A 16,495-nucleotide genomic window follows, 5' to 3' on the forward strand; every position below is an offset into this window, starting at 1 on the left:
CTATCTGAGTTTTTTTAAGTCCGTTTTAATGATTGAAGCCTGTGCATTTAAAACGACGGTCAAAAACTGTTCAAAGAAACGATTTGTATCTACCTCAGTTAAAATGAGGCTATTAATAGGACGGTGCCAAAAGTCGAAGCGGTCCACCAGTGTTTGGCCAATACTGATGCCGGTTGTTTCGACAGTGGTGTAGCTTTCAAAACCCTGACAAAGTGTCGGGTCGATGAAATAGGCGACTGCGAGCGGATCATTAATGACACAGCCGATGATATGTTCATATTGCCAGTGGAAATCAAAATAAAACTGCGTAATAGCGGCTAAATAGTCACCAACTTCAGGATTGATCCGCTGACAATAAGCTAACAAAGTGGGCGTGAAGACAATCTCACGAGTGATATCTAAGCCAATCATTTCGATTTTCTGATTGAGGTGTTCATAGACCGCCAAAGCAGCCTCCGGATCACTCCAATAATTAAATTCCGCCACTGGGGAGCAATTACCATGACTTTTATAGGTGCCACCCATCGAAACGAACCGCGCACAATTGGCCCCCAATTGGGGATTTAATGTTAGCGCGGTCGCAATGTTGGTCAGTGGCCCGAGTGCGATAATACTAATATCACAAGGTGCCTTAAAAGTCGTCGCTAAAAAATCGGCTGCCGATTGCTCAGCGGCCTTGGTAGTCGTTTGGCGGGGAATATGACTATCGCCCAAACCATCCATACCATGTGTATCTTGAGCACTAACAAAGGTCTTCTTGAGCGGCTGGGCCGCACCAGCGTAGACCGGGATATCTAGTCGACCGAGTCGTTCTAGACATTTAAAGGCATTGTCGACGCCAATTTCGACGGGGACGTTGCCGCAAACAATCGTTAAAGCAACGACTTCTACTTCAGGCGATTGAATGGCCAAATTCAACGCGAGAGTGTCATCGATGCCTGGATCGCAATCAATAATAATTTTGCGAGTTTGCATTTATTTCTAACCTCCTTGAGATCCTTAGTTTTTTATTCTGGGAAGTTTCCGAACCAGTCCAAGCGGGGCTTAGGCGCTTGATTTCAAATGCACCATTTCATAATAACGTGTTGATAGCCTCCTGTAAATAGGGGGATTTAAGCCGGATTGAAAAAAATTAAATAACTTAGTAAATTTGAGTTGACATTAATTGTCAGACTTGGTATTATAATAAACGTTGTAAGATATTGATATGGAGAATTACCCAAGTCTGGCTGAAGGGAACGGTCTTGAAAACCGTCAGGTGGGTTCTGCCCACGCGAGAGTTCGAATCTCTCATTCTCCTTAATAAATAACAGATAAACACCTCATCGGATAATCGATGAGGTGTTTTTTGTTTTGATTGCGCAAAAAAATAACCAGACGATTGAAAAATCAATGACTGGTTATTTTTTGAAATGCCTTAATTAAAAGCGCTTATTTATTGTATGTTGTGAAACGGTCTTCAACAGTTGCGTATTCCTTAGCATCTGCTGGATTTTCGATTGAGCCAAATGGCATTTGAGCGCGTAGTTTCCAGTTTGATGGGATATTCCATTTAGCAGCAACTGCTTCATCAATGACTGGATTGTAATGTTGCAAGTTAGCACCGATATTTTGTTCAGCGAGTGCCATCCATGTTGCGTATTGTGCCATACCATTTGATTGTTCTGCCCAAACTGGGAAGTTTTCAGCATATAATGGCACGTTTTCTTGGAAGCCTTTGATAATATCTTGATCTTCGAAGAACAGAATTGTGCCGACACCACCAGCAAATGATGCTAGTTTAGCTTGTGTATTAGGGAAGTATTCAGCGGGTGTTAATGGTTTTAAGGCACTTGCTGTAATATCATTCCACAAAGTATTGTTGGCTTCACCGAATAAAATAACTGCACGTGAACCTTGGCCGTTGAAAGCACTTGGTGTTTCTTTGATTGTCTTGAAGATTAATTCTGAAACTTCAGCTTCAGTTAAGTCGATGTTTTGACCTAAAGCGTAGATTGAACGGCGTTGTTGTTGTAAATCGAATAAGTTTGTCATATTTAAAATGCCCCTTTAGAAGTTAGTTTATTGATAACAGGTATTACTATATTACACTTACAAAAGATAAGTAAAGTGTTTTGTAAGCCTTTTTTTGTTAATTAATTTATAGATTGTTGACAATTTAATTGCTAAAAGCCGTTATGACGCTATTTATAGCATATCTAAATGTTGGGATTAATATTTAATTTAGTAATATTTTTTTGGCGATTAGGATTATTAGTTTCAGAAAGCGTTTTATTAATCTTAACGGTTTATGTCTGGGTTAGAATACTCTATAATAAGGAGCTATGAGCAGTTGTCTGTAGAAAGTAGGGTGACGATTAATTGAAACAAGTTCAAAATGTTATTCAGCAACTTACAGAAATTAGAACAGCACTAATGAATGGTGAAATTTATCAATCTGTACCAGAAAAAGTATTAGCCGTCATGGACGGTGTTCAATACAAAACACGGCGCACGCACATTGCAATTCCGGATGATGCGGATGCCGCTTTGGCACGAATTGCCGTAATTGACCAACAAATCAAAACCGATGGTAAAGCAGCGCAGATATCGGATGAAGCGTTGGATGATTTATTACGGCATATGGCTAGTCCAGATGCACGTGTGAGAGATAAGGGTGTCTTTTATCTCTTTAATCGGTTATTACGCCAAACCGTTTTAACGAAAGAACAATTATTATGGGTTAAAGATCGTTTGTTAAGCGATGACTATTTATTCGCCCATATTTTTGAACCTGAAAACGATGGTGTTTTCTTGCGCTCATTTAGCGCGATGTTTTTGGCCGGTGTTTTATACGCCAATCGGACGTTCTATCACGTTTTAACAGAGGCTGAGTTAGTGGCGATTGAAATGCGCGTTATGGCCTATACGGTCATTGAATTGGATTCAAGAGGGTATGTTGAAAATAAAGGCTGGGCGCACGCAATGACGCATATTATTAACGTCTGGTCTGAACTAAACGAAACGACCGAATTACAACGGGCGGATAAATTATTAATGCTAGTGGTTGTGATGCAAGCTTATCGCTTCTCTGATAATGCATTAGCGTATGGTGAAGACAGTCATTTAACCAACGTGATTATCAATTTAATGAAGAAGAATCGGTTATACATCGATTACTTTTTAATCGTGCTGCAAGAATGGCAACAAGCGATGTTAACCATTGCACCGGAAGAAAACGTGGCGTTTTGGAATCGTTGGTATAACCGGAATCGATTTTTACAATCATTGCTGGTACAGCCAGAATTACCAGAAAAAATTGCGGATTATTTACGTAAAATTTCTGATTTATTTTAAGACTATTAGTGAGGATTGAAACAAGGATGACAGTAAAAGGTGTAATTTTTGATGTTGATGGGATTTTAGTCAACAGTGAACCATATTATTTTGAACAACGCTTAACATTTTTAAATGCAATTGGGGCAAAGTTAACCGTTGAAGAAAGTCGACGCCAAATTGGCTCTAACATGAATGCCGTTTTAAAACAGGTTTATCCGGGTAGAACTATGAATGACTATGCGATGATTAAAGAGGGCTATCGCTCTTATAAGCGTAAACATCCGATTCGCTTTGATAAAATTTTAAATCAGGATGCGCAGACGCTGTTAGCCGAGATTGCACCGAAATATCAAATCGGGTTGGCCTCAGCTGGTGAACGTCAAATTATTAATCAAATGCTTGCTGAAACTAAACTAACGCCTTATTTTGAAACAATTGTCAGTGGTGCGGAGACGGCTCACAATAAACCGGCACCGGATGTTTATACAACTGCAATTGCACAATTGGGGTTAAAAAGTGATGAAGCAGTGGCCATCGAAGATTCTGAGTTTGGCATTAAGGCTGGTAAGGCGGCGGGATTAACCGTCATTGCTTTAAAACCGCTTGACAGTCAATTTAAAATTAACCAAGAAGAGGCTGACTACCGTGTTGAATCTTTAACCGAGGTACCGGCTATTCTGGCACAATTATCATAAAAGTATAATCTTGAACCTGAGATTATTTTTTAGTTAATTGGCTAAATAACGTATATTAATACCTGTTTATCGTATATAATGGTAGGCAGGTATTAAGTGTCAACGGGGTTAAATAAGAATGTCACTGGGAATTTGAAGATGATGAAGATATTAGGGGAAAACTTTAAACGAATCCGTAAGTCAAAAGGATTCACGCAAGCTGATTTAGCGCATGGTATTTGTACGCAAGCGACGGTTAGTCTCGTCGAACGTCGTAATCAGGTGCCGAGTACGAAAATCTTAATGCAGCTTTGTCAACGCTTGGAAGTCTCGGTCGATAAAATTATCGTCCAAGAAGAAGATCAATTACACGTTTTAATGCGTAAACTACAAGATTTAGCGAATGATGATGAGTTTGAACAGGCGCATCACATTATTCAACAGATTCATAGTAATGAGTTAGCCGAACCTGAAGATTTTAAACGTTACTACTATTATCAGGGGCAGATTAGCTTATTATTACAAGATAGTCCGGATGATGCACTCTTTTTCTTCCACCGGGCTTATGAACAATATGTGACGTCACGAACGGATACGTATGGTGTTTTATGTATTATTGGTATGAGTTTGGCCAATGTGAAGAAGGGTCAATTAGACCGCGCGCAAAAGCAAGTCGATAAAGCAATCCGGATTATGGATAGTGAACCGGGCTTAATGATGATTGATTTTCCGAATCATTTGCGCATTTACGGCACCATTGCTGAAATTTTCTGTGCATTAGGCGCTTATCCGACAGCACGACGTTATGTGAAAGAAGCAATCCAAGATGCACTCGATAAACATAGTTTGTATCTATTGGATTATCTCTACTTCGTTTTAGGCCAAATTGAAGTTCAACGCGAAAACGACCAAAAAGCATTGCAACATTTTCACGTTGCCCAAACACTTGCGCAAATTAGAAAGCATCCTTTAATTTTGACGCAAGCCAACGCACAAATTCAAAAATTAGCATAAAAAAAGCTGAGGATTTAAATCCTCAGCTTTTTTAGTGCCATTAAATATCTTGGCCAATACTACTTTTCTTCTTATTGAGTGCATGTTTATTGTCGAGATCTGTTCTAACCACTAAAACGTCGCAAACAGCTGTCCGAGTAACGTATTCCGTTACTGAACCGATTAATAATCGTTCAACCGCATTTAGACCTGTCGCACCAATCATGATGAGATCGATGTCTTTTTTCTCAGGGACTTCGCGAGCGATAAGGCTCTTAGGTGCCCCGTATTCGATACTATAATCGACGTCGGTTAAGCCGAGATCATTGGCAGTAACGATATATTCGTCCATTGTTTTCTTAGCTGTTTCAGTTACTTGTTCGACCATTGCTGAATCGAAACTTGAAATGTTTTGGAAAGCGCGTGTATCGATAACGTGAATCAAATGTAATTGACCGTTGTTTCTAAGGGCTACTTCAACTGCTTTTCTAAAAGCAAGTTCAGCTTCATAAGAACCATCAATTGCGACCAAAATATGTTTATATTGTTGTAACATAGTCATCACCTCATTTAGATTTACAAGCTTATTGTACGCTAATTCAAGAACAAAAGTAAAACTTAAAGACTACCAGCAAAAGATAATGCAACAAATCCAGTGACTAAACTAGCGGCAATTACGGTGATTAGATTCCATGTGAGGGGCAGTGTTATAAAAATAACGAGGCCCAACACAGCAATTAATAAGAGTAACCAACCGGCAACTAGCACGCGACGACCTAAGCGACGATTCTCAGCGAGGTTGAAAAGTAAAAATGATTTATTTTGGTAGTAACAAAGTACACCGCCTAATAGGGCGATGACTACCAAAAATAAAATAAGGACAAAAGAAATCAAAAGAAAACCTCCTAAAAATTGTCAACAAAAAAGGGCCAACGCAAATGTTAGCCCTGTCAAAGTCATTGGACTTTGGGAAATCTAGTGGTACCGTAGAAGCTTCCCGATAGTTGAGCCCGCTTTAATATGCAGGTGGGTCAGACTATTGTTAGACTTGGTTCCTTCATGAAAAAGTATACACTTGCTAACAACTCGTCCATCCCATTAACGAATTACTTGATCGGTCAACATAAGGTGGGAAGACGCGCATACCTTAGAAATCCTACTATTATAGTAGCACGCTTATGGGATTGGTGCAACTTTTTTGTAACCGTTCACTTGTGGCGGCTTGCTTGTCTCAGCCGTTCAAGTTGTTGTTTCAAAACTTGCTCGTATTTACCAGTTGCTTTGGCTTCGTAGTAATGACTCCCTAAAAGTTTTGTCGGGAGGTAATCTTGTGCGACCCAATCATTGGGATAGTTGTGTGGATACTTGTAGTCTACACCATGACCAAGCTTAGCAGCACCGGCGTAATGGGCGTCTTTTAAATGCGCGGGCACTTCACCGGCCTTACCGGCGCGAATGTCGCCTAACGCATTATCGATTGCTGTGATAGCGGAGTTTGATTTTGGTGAGAGACAGAGATCAATCACGGCAACTGCCAATGGAATCCGTGCTTCGGGGAAACCTAATTGCTTAGCGGCTGTTACTGCTTCAACGGTTCGAGCGCAGGCTTGCGGATTAGCTAAACCAACGTCTTCATAAGCCATCGTCATCAAACGGCGACTAATGGAAGGCAGATCACCGGCTTCAATTAAGCGGCCCATATAATGTAAAGCGGCGTCAACGTCGCTACCGCGAACAGATTTTTGAAAAGCCGAGATGACGTCATAGTGCGCATCGCCATCTTTATCATGGGTAATGGCCTTTCTTTGAACGCATTCCTCAATGACAGCAATATCAATGTCGATTAAACCAGTTTCTGGGTTTTTAGGTGTCGAGCGGACGGCTAATTCTAGCGCGTTTAAGGCGCTTCGAAGATCACCATTGGTGACTTGTGCGAGGTATTTTTCAGCCGTTTCATCGAGGTTAACGGGTTCATCACCCAAGCCTTTTTGAGGGTCGGTTAGGGCCCGCTGGATGGCGACGTGAATATCGGCTTCATTAAGTGGGTGAACTTCAAATATCTGGGTCCGACTCCGAATAGCGGGGTTAATCGTGATGTAGGGATTTTCGGTGGTAGCACCAATTAGAACAATCCGACCGCTTTCGAGATGGGGCAGTAAGAAATCCTGTTTTGTTTTATCGAGCCGATGAATTTCATCGAGTAATAAAATAACAGTACCGCTCATTTTAGCTTCTTCAGCGACGATTTGAAGATCCTTTTTACTATCTGTTGCGGCATTCAGCATCCGAAAGGCGTATTGCGTACTACCAGCAATGGCGCTGGCAATACTGGTTTTTCCGGTGCCAGGTGGGCCATAAAGAATCATTGACGAGAGTAATTTGGCATCAACCATTCGTCGAATGATTTTTTGCGGACCCACTAAGTGTGTTTGACCCACAATTTCATCGATATTTGTGGGGCGCATACGATATGCGAGTGGTTGTTGCATAGCTGTCATCCTTTAAAATAATGTTTACCATTAGTATAACACGTGTCAAAAATTTAACGACGAACAAGCGTTTTAAAAAACGGTGGGGATGTGTATAATGGGGATACAACTTTGAATAAAAGAGGCCTCGATATGTCCAATCAACTATTTGAACAAATTCAACAATTACATTTAGCCCCACTTTTAAATTGGGGGGCCTTCGGGATTGAAAAAGAAGGGCACCGGGTGACAGCCGTTGGACAATTAAGTCCGCTAAGTCATCCAGCGAGTTTGGGTTCTCGTGATTTTCATCCGTACATTAAAACTGATTTTGCCGAAATGCAGACGGAATTGGTTAGCGATACCTTCGATAATACCGACGAAATCATGCAACAGCTAGGTGCCTTATCAGAAGTACTTGAGATGAATCTAGCCGACGATGAATTGATTTGGCCCCTCAGTATGCCACCTGTATTACCAAGCGATGAAACGACGATTCCAATTGCAGACGTCGCACCAGATGCGCGTGCTTACCGTGATTACTTAGCCAAGCGGTATGGTCGTCGGCTACAGATGATTTCTGGCGTTCACTTTAATTTTAGCCTGGCCCCAGCCTTAATCGCGCGCTTATACGATGAGGTCTATCATGATCAATTTGCAACGGTGAAAGATTTTAGCGATATGTTGTACTTACAAATCGCACAGAATTATAGCCAATACCGGTATTTATTAACTTATTTATTTGGTGCTAGTCCGATTACTGAAGCACTTTTTCAAACAGATACGACGAACTTGCCAGATTATGCAGTCCGCAGTTTACGTTCAAGTCAACTCTTTGGTTATGCCAATCATGACTTGGTAGTCTCGTTTGAATCGGTTGCTGCGTATCACGATTCATTGGAACAGGCAATTAGTAAGAAACAATTGATTTCAGAACGTGAATATTACGGCAGTGTTCGGTTACGTAGTCACGGCCATCTCGCCCAAGACGGTGTTGATTATCTTGAATTCCGCGGTTTTGATTTGAATCCATTCGCTGCAAGTGGTGTGACACAAGAACAACTTGATTTCTTACATCTGTTCTTTATGTACTTATTATCGTTACCTAAGGCTGCTGAAAGTTTAACTGCTCGCATGGCAGAAGGGCAACAACTAAATGAGGCGATTGCGCTTGAAGATGCGACGAAAGCATCGGCACAACAAGCTAATATGCAAATGTTGATGACTAATATCCGTCAATTTATCACGACTTATCAATTGGATCAACGATTTATTGATGCGTGGACAGTTATGAATGAACGAGTTAATGATTTCAAACAGACATTGAGTTATCGACTAGCCCAAGAAGTCCAAGACGATTCTCTAACCGCTTTTGCCATGCAGCAAGCACGGCAATTTAAACGCGAATTAACCGAGAAACCATTCCAATTACAAGGCTATACGGATATGGAATTATCAACGCAAATGTTAATGCTAGATGCCTTTCAAAAAGGGCTCCACGTTGCCGTATTAGATCGTAGTGATCAATTTGTCGAATTGACCTACCAACAACATCATGAGTTGGTGAAAAATGGCAATATGACCAGTCTCGACCGTTTAATTAGTTGGCCGTTGGTGGATAACAAAGTTGTTACCAAGATTGTCTTGGCCAACCAAGGTATTCGCGTGCCAGCCGGTGCTGAATATGCGGATTTAGAAGTTGCTAAGCGCGACTACCAAGCGGCCTTTGGGCAACGGGCGTTGGTGATTAAGCCCAAGACTAGTAACATGGGGGCCGGTATTACGACCTTTTTAACGCGACCATCAGAAACTGATTTTGTTACAGCCTTTAAACTCGCACAACAATACGACCAACAGGTGTTAGTTGAAGAGTATATCGCCGGTTCAGAATACCGTTTCTTAGTCATGGATCATCAGGTGCAAGCCGTCTTGGAACGCGTGCCTGCCAATGTTGTTGGCGATGGCCGTTCAACAATTACGCAATTAGTCGCTAAGAAAAATCGAAATGAGTTACGTGGTGAGGATCACCGCACACCGCTCCAAAATATTCGCTTAGGAGCGCGTGAACAATTGATTTTGAAACAACAAGGTTACCAAGTCGATGATGTGCCAATGCGTGGGTCGCAGGTCTTCTTATTACAAAATTCCAATATTTCAAATGGTGGGGATTCCGTTGATGTGACGGATGATATCGATAAGAGCTATTTTGCAATTGCCGAAAAGGTTGCGGAAATTCTTAATCTGAACGTTACCGGTGTTGATATCATTATTCCTAATTTATATCAACCGTATGATCCTGAACATCCTGAAATGGCGGTTGTCTTAGAAGCTAACTACAATCCAGCGATGTTGATGCATCTTTTCCCAATGATGGGGCAACAGCGCCGTGTGACAACTAAAATGTTAACGATGTTGTTCCCTGAAATGGATTAATTTAAAAAGAATACCAAAAAAGCCGTTGGCATTGCCCACGGCTTTTTTGTGTGGTTAATCGAATAGACGACCGAAAAGCCCTTCTTTTTTAGGCTTTTCCGGAGTCGGTGCTGCTGATGGATATTTAGCGCTAATTGCGACAGTTTCGCAATTAATCGCGTCTTTGGCAACGACTAGTAAGCCGATTGCTTCTGGTGCAGTTTGCGCAGTTTCGTTATTGACCAAAGTAAATTCAACTTGGTGTTTGGTAATTGCCGCGAGATAATTAGTGGCCGCGTCATTTTTACCATTCAAGAGAATATGGTAAGCCTTGAAATCGGGTAGATGGCTTTCAAATGTCGCTTGAATTGCAGGTTGGCTTAATTCAGCATTGGTGATGCTGAGTAAGACGCGTTCGCGCAGAGAGCCTAAATACCGACGGCGTTCATCAGGATTGGTTTGGGGCGCGCCATGGATCGCACTATCTAGATGTTGTTGCAATTGATCGTTCTCTGACAAAATGGTCACCTCATTTCTAATTTGTGCTATATTAGAACTAAACCTAAGTATAACATGTTGGAGGAAAAAGATGTTTACACGTGCTGATTTTGAAATTTTTGATGACCCGACTCTAAAGGGGCGTTTAAATAAAATTTATACGGAACTTGATCCCAAATTTGAAGTATTTGGGGCCCAATTACAAAATGAACTAGCTGTAGCTACTAACCGCGAATTTACGCTGCATATTGCCAAACATTTACGCCGCTTCAAAAATCCACCAATGAATACTTGGATGGCGCTTAGCGAGAGTTCACGTGGTTACAAGATGATGCCGCACTTTGAAGTTGGCTTTTGGGATGATCGAATTTTCGTTTGGTTTGCCCTAATGGCCGAGATGCCAGACAAGACGGATTATGCACCACTATTGGCGAGCCAATCAGAAAAACTCTTAAGTGATTTTACTGATTATGATTTAAGTTATGATCACATGACGAAACAAAAATTCCCGATGTCACCGGATAACTTACAGTTGATCCAAGACAAGTTTGCTAAGACCAAAAAAGGGGAGTGGTTGCTCGGAAAGGTCTATCTGAAGGACAATCCTTTGTTTGACCACCCTGAAGAACTAATGGCCGATATCCAGACCACATTATTAAAGATGGTGCCACTTTACGAATTAATAAATGCTAAATAAACCAAAAGGTGCTGCTAAATTTTAGCAACGCCTTTTTTGATGACAAAAAAAGAGCCAGACCGAAGTCTGACTCTTTTTGTTTAACAGATAACAGCTTATCTGTTGTAGAATTCAACGATTAAGGCTTCGTCGATTTCTGGTTCTAATTCTGAACGTTCTGGTAAACGAACAAGTGAACCTTTTAAGTTGTCAGCGTCAAATTCAACGAATGAAGGACGACCAACAGTGCCTTCGATAGCGTCTTTGATGATAACAAGGTTCTTAGATTTTTCACGGATTGAAATTTCTTGACCAGGTTTTACTTCGTATGAAGGAATATCAACACGTTTGCCATCAACGGTAACGTGACCATGGTTAACTAATTGACGTGCTTGTGCACGAGTGCTTGCTAAACCTAAACGATAAACAATGTTGTCTAAACGTTGTTCTAGTAAGATCATCAAGTTAACACCATGTTTACCTTCGCGAATCTTACCAGCGCGAGCAAATAAGTTTCTGAATTGGCGTTCTGTTAAACCATACATTAAACGTAGTTTTTGCTTTTCGCTTAATTGCATACCATATTCTGAAATCTTACCGCGACGGTCGTTACCATGTTGACCAGGAGCGTAAGGGCGACGGGCAAGTTCTTTACCTGTACCTGATAATGAAATTCCTAAACGACGTGAAAGTTTCCACTTTGGACCTGTATAACGTGACATAAAAAAATCCTCCAATAATTGTTTTGGAGTAAAATAATCCGATGTAAACTTAGTAATCGTTCAGTTCACTTATTAACAATCTTCACCTTTGCAGCCGCAAGGTTACACAATTGAACCAAAACTCTGGGCAAATGAACTGTTGACGGCTTTACCGTTTACTGCTGCATTATTTTACACAATGGCTAGTATAGCTTATTCATTTGGACAACGCAAGCTATTTTAATAGTTGCTTGGTTTAATTTTTATACAATTTATCGGCAAATATTGCTGTATCAACGGCTTATTCATGCTATAATCAAGATTAGTTTGTAATAAAGAAATCGGTTAACTATTTAAAAATCTGAGTTAAATCGCAAAAGGGTGGGTCTTTGAATGCTTTACATTCTAATAGGAATCGTAGTCGTCGTTTTGATTGGCTACTTAGGAGTTGCTTTTTATCAGCGTTACTTCACCAAACAAATTAAGAGTTTAGAAGAACGTAAGGGCGCTTTAATGGCGTTGCCGATTCCCGAAAAGTTGACGAAGTTGCGCTCACTACGTTTAACGGGTGAAAGCCAACAAAACTTTGATCGTTGGGAAAAACAATATAATGACATTACCAATCATAATTTCGAAGCGATTGAAGCTTATTTATTTGATGCAGAAAAAGCCAACGGTAAGTATCAATTCCTATTAGTAGCGCGGATTTTAAAACAACTACGTGCCTACCTACAGGAAACGGATCAAGATTTGGTTGATGTCAAAGATGCGCTGGATCAACTATTAGCAAACGAAGCTGATACGCGCGAACAAATCGAAACGCTGCGGGTTAAGTATCAAGGTCTGCGCAAACGTCTGTTGACTAAGAGTTTTTCATTTGGCCCAGGACTAGAAGGACTAGAAGCCATTTTAGGCCAACTAGAAGAAGATTTTAACCAAGCTAATGAATTAACGGGTGCCGGTGATTACTTAGGTGCCAAGATGATGTTACAAAAATTAATTGAACAAACTGATGATTTAGAAGATAAAATGGCACGTATTCCGAAGCGTTATAGCGAGTTAGCCAATGAGTTCCCTGAACAAATTGACGAAATTAGTGAAACGTATCAAGCCATGTTGCGTGAACATTATAATTTTGGCGATAATCAATTGGAAGTGCAGCTCACACAAGTGACAGAACGCGTTGATAAGAGTTTAGATTTAATGGAAGCTCTTGATATTGAATCTGTTGAAGCCAATAATGTTGAAATTGCGCAAAATATTGATCAACTCTATGCGAGTTTAGAGGTTGAATTAAATGCACGCCAAACAGTTGAGGAACATATTGGTAAGACTGAGACAATTGTGTCACACGCGCAAACTCAAAATCGCGAACTACTATTAGAACTTGATCATTTGAACCAAAGTTATGCCTTAACGCATGATGAGTTGGTTACTGCTAAAAAATTAACGAAGCAAATTAATGAGCAAAAAGCGATGCTTGAAGGCCATCAAGGTAAGATTGCCAATCATGAAGCCGTTTATTCTGTTATTGCGGATGACTTAATGGCCATTGATGAGCGTCTTACTGAGATTGAAACGCAACAAAGAGATATTCATGAACAAGTTTCTGGATTACATCAAGGTGAAGCAGTTGCTAACGAGAATTTACAACAATTCGAATTAGAATTGCGAAATTTAAAACGAACCGTCGAAAAATTACACTTACCAGGTCTTGCGGATAGTTACCTTGATTTCTTCTTTGTGGTAACGGATGAAATTAAACGCTTAGATCATGATTTAAGTCAGATTAAGATTAATTTAGACGAGATTGCCAAACAAATGGTACTTATTCAAGATGATCTAGATAAGTTGAAAGTCAAAACAAATAATTTGATCGATAGCGCGTTGATTACAGAACAGCTATTGCAATATGCTAACCGCTACCGAATTGATTTCCCTGAAATTCAAACGGCTTGTGAAGAAGCACAAGCGGTCTTTAACCGTGAGTTTGATTATCCTAAGTCAGTTGATATTTTAGCAACAGCTTTAGAACGAATCGATCCAGGGGCTTATACGCAGGTTGAAAAGAACTATTATAGTCAAAAACAAACTGATGCATTATAATCTTTAAAAAAGTGGGCTAAAAGATAGCGCTGATATTAATCAGGTGTTGTCTTTTGGCCCACTCTTGTGTTTAATGTAAGATAGAACACTGGTCTTTATAAAAGAATTTGTTATAATTAAAAAAGTTTAAATACTAATTTTTAGTAAGAAGGATCGATAATGATTTATTTTGATAATAGTGCGACTACCAAGATAGCGCCCGGCGCGCTACAAACTTACCAGGCAGTCAGCGAACAGTTTTACGGTAATCCCTCAAGTTTACACGTTGTCGGCGAAAAAGCATTTCATCTTCTAGAACAATCACGGCAGCAAATCGCCGATTTATTGAACGTTCAATCCGATGAAATCTACTTCACCAGTGGCGGGACTGAAGGTGACAACTGGGTATTAAAGGGGACTGCGATTGAAAAGAGTGCTTTTGGCAAGCATCTGATCACAACGTCAGTCGAACATCCAGCCATCATTAAATCAATGCAGCAACTTGAAAAATTAGGCTTTGAAGTGACCTACTTACCAGTTGATAAGTTTGGCCGGATTAATCCGGCTGATCTAAAAGCGGCGATTCGTTCCGATACCATTTTGGTGTCAATCATGGCCGTTAATAATGAAATTGGGACGTGCCAACCGTTAATGGCAGCGGCAGAAACCTTAAAAGATTATCCCAATATCCATTTCCACGTTGATGCGGTTCAGGGGATCGGTAAAGGTATCCAAAAAGAAATCTTTAACGATCGCGTCGATTTTGTAACACTCTCTGGGCATAAGTTTCATGGCCCACGTGGCACGGGAATTTTATACAAAAAACGGGATCGTCATCTTGCACCGCTACTAACAGGTGGCGGTCAAGAACATGATTTGCGTTCTGGTACCGAAAACGTTCCGGCAATTGCCGCTATGGCTAAGGCCCTTCGTTTGTTATTGACTGATGAAGCACAAAAGGTTCAAAAACAAGCAGCTATTCGTGAACGCATCTACCAACATGTCAGCCAAGCTGAAAAAACGGTGATGTTTTCACAATTGACACCTGATTTTGCACCGCATATCTTATGTTTTGCAATCAAGGGTGTCCGGGGTGAAACGACGGTTCATGCTTTTGAAGAACACGAAATCTATATTTCAACGACGAGTGCTTGTTCTTCTAAGAAGGGCATGGAATCAAGTACGTTAAAAGCGATGCACGTTAACGAAAAGATTGCGACAAGTGCCATTCGGATTTCATTGGACGAATATAACACTTTAGCTGAAGCAGATGAATTCATCAAAGCCTTTGACCAAATTAACCACCGTTTCAAGAAAATTAATTCTTAAAATTAAACATTAAGGGAGATATTAATGCAATACACTGAAATTATGGTTCGCTACGGCGAGCTCTCAACAAAGGGTAAAAACCGTAACGATTTTATCGGTCGTTTGAACGGTAACGTGACAAAAGCACTTCACGAATACAAGCAATTAAGAATTCATCCAAAACGCGATCGGATGCACATTATTTTAAATGGCGACGATGCTGAAGGGGTTATCGAACGTTTGCGCCACGTTTTCGGGATTCAAAACTTTTCACCAAGTATTGAAGTTAATCGTGATTTAGATTCTGTTAAAGAAACAGCTTTGGCGATGATGAAAGAAATTGGTAAACCCGGTATGACTTTCAAGGTCAATACACGTCGTTCTGATCATAACTTCTTCTTGGATACCAATGATATGAACCGTGAATTGGGCGGTTACTTATCAGACGAATTACCAGAGTTAGAAGTTCAAATGAAAAAACCTGATATCACATTGCGCGTTGAAATTCGCCAAGATGCGATTTATTTAACAAATCAAGTGATCCAAGGTGCCGGTGGTTTACCAGTTGGTTCAGCCGGTAAAGGGATGTTAATGTTATCTGGTGGGATTGATTCACCAGTTGCTGGCTACTTAACACTTAAACGGGGCGTGGATATTGAAATGGTTCATTTCTTCAGCCCACCATACACAAGTGATAATGCTTTAAATAAGGCGAAAGAATTAACGGCTAAATTGGTACCATACGTTGGCGGAATTAAGTTTATCGAGGTCCCATTCACTGAAATTCAAGAAGAAGTGAAACATTCTGTACCAGAAGGCTACTTGATGACGATTCAACGACGGATGATGCTGCGTTTAACGGATCAAATTCGTGCCAAACTTCAAGGGTTAGCGATTTTTAATGGCGAATCAGTTGGTCAAGTGGCTTCACAAACGCTTGAAAGCATGATGGCAATCAATGACGTTACAACAACGCCAATTGTCCGCCCGGTAGCAACGATGGATAAGAATGAAATCATCGAAATCGCTAAAGATATCGATACGTATGATTTATCAATCATGCCATTTGAAGATTGTTGTACAATTTTTGCACCACCAGCACCAAAGACGCGTCCTAATTTGGATAAAACACGTTTTTACGAACAACGAATCGATGTCGACGCTTTAATCGAACGTTCACTTGCTGGCGTTAAGGTAACAGAAATCAAAGCAGGTGATCAATTCTTAAATCAAGACGAAGAGATCATTGCCGAACTTTTATAGCATCAAACGGTCCAACCAGAAATGGTTGGGCTTTTTTTGTTTTTAAAAGAATATGAAAAAATTCACAAAAATGAAAGCGCTTATGTTATGATAAATTTA

At 40.4% G+C, this 16,495-nt stretch carries 15 protein-coding genes, 1 tRNA gene and 1 riboswitch; of the genes, 9 read left to right on the top strand and 7 right to left on the bottom strand.

Annotation, left to right across the window (positions count from 1 at the left end):
• Entirely contained in the window at positions 1 to 975 is a 975-nt protein-coding gene (locus NDN60_RS05295) for a nucleoside hydrolase (protein WP_011374536.1), read from the bottom strand.
• 18 nt (positions 976 to 993) lie between these two features.
• Positions 994 to 1,038: riboswitch (PreQ1 riboswitch) on the bottom strand.
• A gap of 171 nt (positions 1,039 to 1,209) precedes the next feature.
• Here NDN60_RS05295 and NDN60_RS05300 point away from each other — a divergent pair.
• A tRNA-Ser gene (locus tag NDN60_RS05300) sits at positions 1,210 to 1,300 on the top strand.
• 131 nt (positions 1,301 to 1,431) lie between these two features.
• On the opposite strand, the gene NDN60_RS05305 is transcribed toward NDN60_RS05300, so the two are convergent.
• Positions 1,432 to 2,034, bottom strand: a complete 603-nt coding sequence (locus tag NDN60_RS05305) for a nitroreductase family protein (RefSeq protein WP_016265012.1) — start codon at positions 2,032 to 2,034, stop codon at positions 1,432 to 1,434.
• A 327-nt stretch (positions 2,035 to 2,361) separates the two neighbouring features.
• Here NDN60_RS05305 and NDN60_RS05310 point away from each other — a divergent pair, with 327 nt between their 5' ends.
• From NDN60_RS05310 to NDN60_RS05320, 3 genes are all read left to right on the top strand, one after another.
• The gene (locus NDN60_RS05310) at positions 2,362 to 3,336 is read left to right on the top strand and encodes a DUF2785 domain-containing protein (protein WP_099947650.1); all 975 of its coding nucleotides are present in this window, start codon (positions 2,362 to 2,364) and stop codon (positions 3,334 to 3,336) included.
• 26 nt (positions 3,337 to 3,362) lie between these two features.
• On the top strand, positions 3,363 to 4,013 hold the full coding sequence (locus tag NDN60_RS05315; RefSeq protein ID WP_016265014.1) for an HAD family hydrolase: 651 nt from the start codon (positions 3,363 to 3,365) through the stop codon (positions 4,011 to 4,013).
• 96 nt (positions 4,014 to 4,109) lie between these two features.
• On the top strand, positions 4,110 to 5,006 hold the full coding sequence (locus tag NDN60_RS05320) for a helix-turn-helix domain-containing protein (protein WP_231953189.1): 897 nt from the start codon (positions 4,110 to 4,112) through the stop codon (positions 5,004 to 5,006).
• 40 nt (positions 5,007 to 5,046) lie between these two features.
• Here NDN60_RS05320 and NDN60_RS05325 read toward each other — a convergent pair whose 3' ends face one another.
• From NDN60_RS05325 to NDN60_RS05335, 3 genes are all read right to left on the bottom strand, one after another.
• Positions 5,047 to 5,541, bottom strand: a complete 495-nt coding sequence (locus NDN60_RS05325; RefSeq protein ID WP_011374541.1) for a universal stress protein — start codon at positions 5,539 to 5,541, stop codon at positions 5,047 to 5,049.
• A gap of 62 nt (positions 5,542 to 5,603) precedes the next feature.
• Positions 5,604 to 5,879, bottom strand: coding sequence for a hypothetical protein (locus tag NDN60_RS05330; protein WP_016265016.1), 276 nt, complete (start codon positions 5,877 to 5,879; stop codon positions 5,604 to 5,606).
• 314 nt (positions 5,880 to 6,193) lie between these two features.
• Positions 6,194 to 7,474: a replication-associated recombination protein A gene (locus NDN60_RS05335; RefSeq protein WP_011374543.1), complete on the bottom strand. Its 1,281-nt coding sequence runs from the start codon at positions 7,472 to 7,474 to the stop codon at positions 6,194 to 6,196.
• Between the two features lie 132 nt (positions 7,475 to 7,606).
• On the opposite strand from NDN60_RS05335, the gene gshAB reads away from it, so the two are divergent.
• The gene (gene gshAB, locus NDN60_RS05340) at positions 7,607 to 9,886 is read left to right on the top strand and encodes a bifunctional glutamate--cysteine ligase GshA/glutathione synthetase GshB (protein WP_099947324.1); all 2,280 of its coding nucleotides are present in this window, start codon (positions 7,607 to 7,609) and stop codon (positions 9,884 to 9,886) included.
• A 54-nt stretch (positions 9,887 to 9,940) separates the two neighbouring features.
• Here the strand turns inward: gshAB and NDN60_RS05345 are convergent, their stop codons facing one another.
• Entirely contained in the window at positions 9,941 to 10,384 is a 444-nt protein-coding gene (locus tag NDN60_RS05345; protein ID WP_016265018.1) for a YueI family protein, read from the bottom strand.
• Positions 10,385 to 10,454: 70 nt separating this feature from the next.
• Between NDN60_RS05345 and NDN60_RS05350 the strand changes: the two genes are divergently transcribed.
• Positions 10,455 to 11,060, top strand: a complete 606-nt coding sequence (locus NDN60_RS05350; protein WP_056948499.1) for a DUF1054 domain-containing protein — start codon at positions 10,455 to 10,457, stop codon at positions 11,058 to 11,060.
• A 95-nt stretch (positions 11,061 to 11,155) separates the two neighbouring features.
• On the opposite strand, the gene rpsD is transcribed toward NDN60_RS05350, so the two are convergent.
• Positions 11,156 to 11,761, bottom strand: coding sequence for a 30S ribosomal protein S4 (gene rpsD / locus NDN60_RS05355; RefSeq protein WP_011374547.1), 606 nt, complete (start codon positions 11,759 to 11,761; stop codon positions 11,156 to 11,158).
• 372 nt (positions 11,762 to 12,133) lie between these two features.
• On the opposite strand from rpsD, the gene ezrA reads away from it, so the two are divergent.
• From ezrA to thiI, 3 genes are all read left to right on the top strand, one after another.
• Entirely contained in the window at positions 12,134 to 13,846 is a 1,713-nt protein-coding gene (gene ezrA, locus NDN60_RS05360) for a septation ring formation regulator EzrA (RefSeq protein ID WP_011374548.1), read from the top strand.
• Between the two features lie 159 nt (positions 13,847 to 14,005).
• Entirely contained in the window at positions 14,006 to 15,154 is a 1,149-nt protein-coding gene (locus NDN60_RS05365; RefSeq protein ID WP_056948501.1) for a cysteine desulfurase family protein, read from the top strand.
• 24 nt (positions 15,155 to 15,178) lie between these two features.
• Positions 15,179 to 16,396: a tRNA uracil 4-sulfurtransferase ThiI gene (gene thiI / locus NDN60_RS05370; protein WP_096585058.1), complete on the top strand. Its 1,218-nt coding sequence runs from the start codon at positions 15,179 to 15,181 to the stop codon at positions 16,394 to 16,396.
• The last annotated feature ends 99 nt before the right edge of the window (positions 16,397 to 16,495 follow it).

The sequence above is a fragment of the Latilactobacillus sp. genome (genome assembly GCF_033176295.1).
In the GTDB taxonomy this organism is placed as follows: domain Bacteria; phylum Bacillota; class Bacilli; order Lactobacillales; family Lactobacillaceae; genus Latilactobacillus; species Latilactobacillus sakei.

Excerpts from the sequence above, each read along its gene's own strand:
- NDN60_RS05295 (WP_011374536.1), bottom strand. The coding sequence starts at position 975 with ATGCAAACTCGCAAAATTATTATTGATTGCGATCCAGGCATCGATGAC.
- NDN60_RS05305 (WP_016265012.1), bottom strand. The coding sequence starts at position 2,034 with ATGACAAACTTATTCGATTTACAACAACAACGCCGTTCAATCTACGCT.
- NDN60_RS05315 (WP_016265014.1), top strand. The coding sequence starts at position 3,363 with ATGACAGTAAAAGGTGTAATTTTTGATGTTGATGGGATTTTAGTCAAC.
- NDN60_RS05325 (WP_011374541.1), bottom strand. The coding sequence starts at position 5,541 with ATGTTACAACAATATAAACATATTTTGGTCGCAATTGATGGTTCTTAT.
- NDN60_RS05335 (WP_011374543.1), bottom strand. The coding sequence starts at position 7,474 with ATGCAACAACCACTCGCATATCGTATGCGCCCCACAAATATCGATGAA.
- gshAB (WP_099947324.1), top strand. The coding sequence starts at position 7,607 with ATGTCCAATCAACTATTTGAACAAATTCAACAATTACATTTAGCCCCA.
- NDN60_RS05350 (WP_056948499.1), top strand. The coding sequence starts at position 10,455 with ATGTTTACACGTGCTGATTTTGAAATTTTTGATGACCCGACTCTAAAG.
- rpsD (WP_011374547.1), bottom strand. The coding sequence starts at position 11,761 with ATGTCACGTTATACAGGTCCAAAGTGGAAACTTTCACGTCGTTTAGGA.
- ezrA (WP_011374548.1), top strand. The coding sequence starts at position 12,134 with ATGCTTTACATTCTAATAGGAATCGTAGTCGTCGTTTTGATTGGCTAC.
- NDN60_RS05365 (WP_056948501.1), top strand. The coding sequence starts at position 14,006 with ATGATTTATTTTGATAATAGTGCGACTACCAAGATAGCGCCCGGCGCG.
- thiI (WP_096585058.1), top strand. The coding sequence starts at position 15,179 with ATGCAATACACTGAAATTATGGTTCGCTACGGCGAGCTCTCAACAAAG.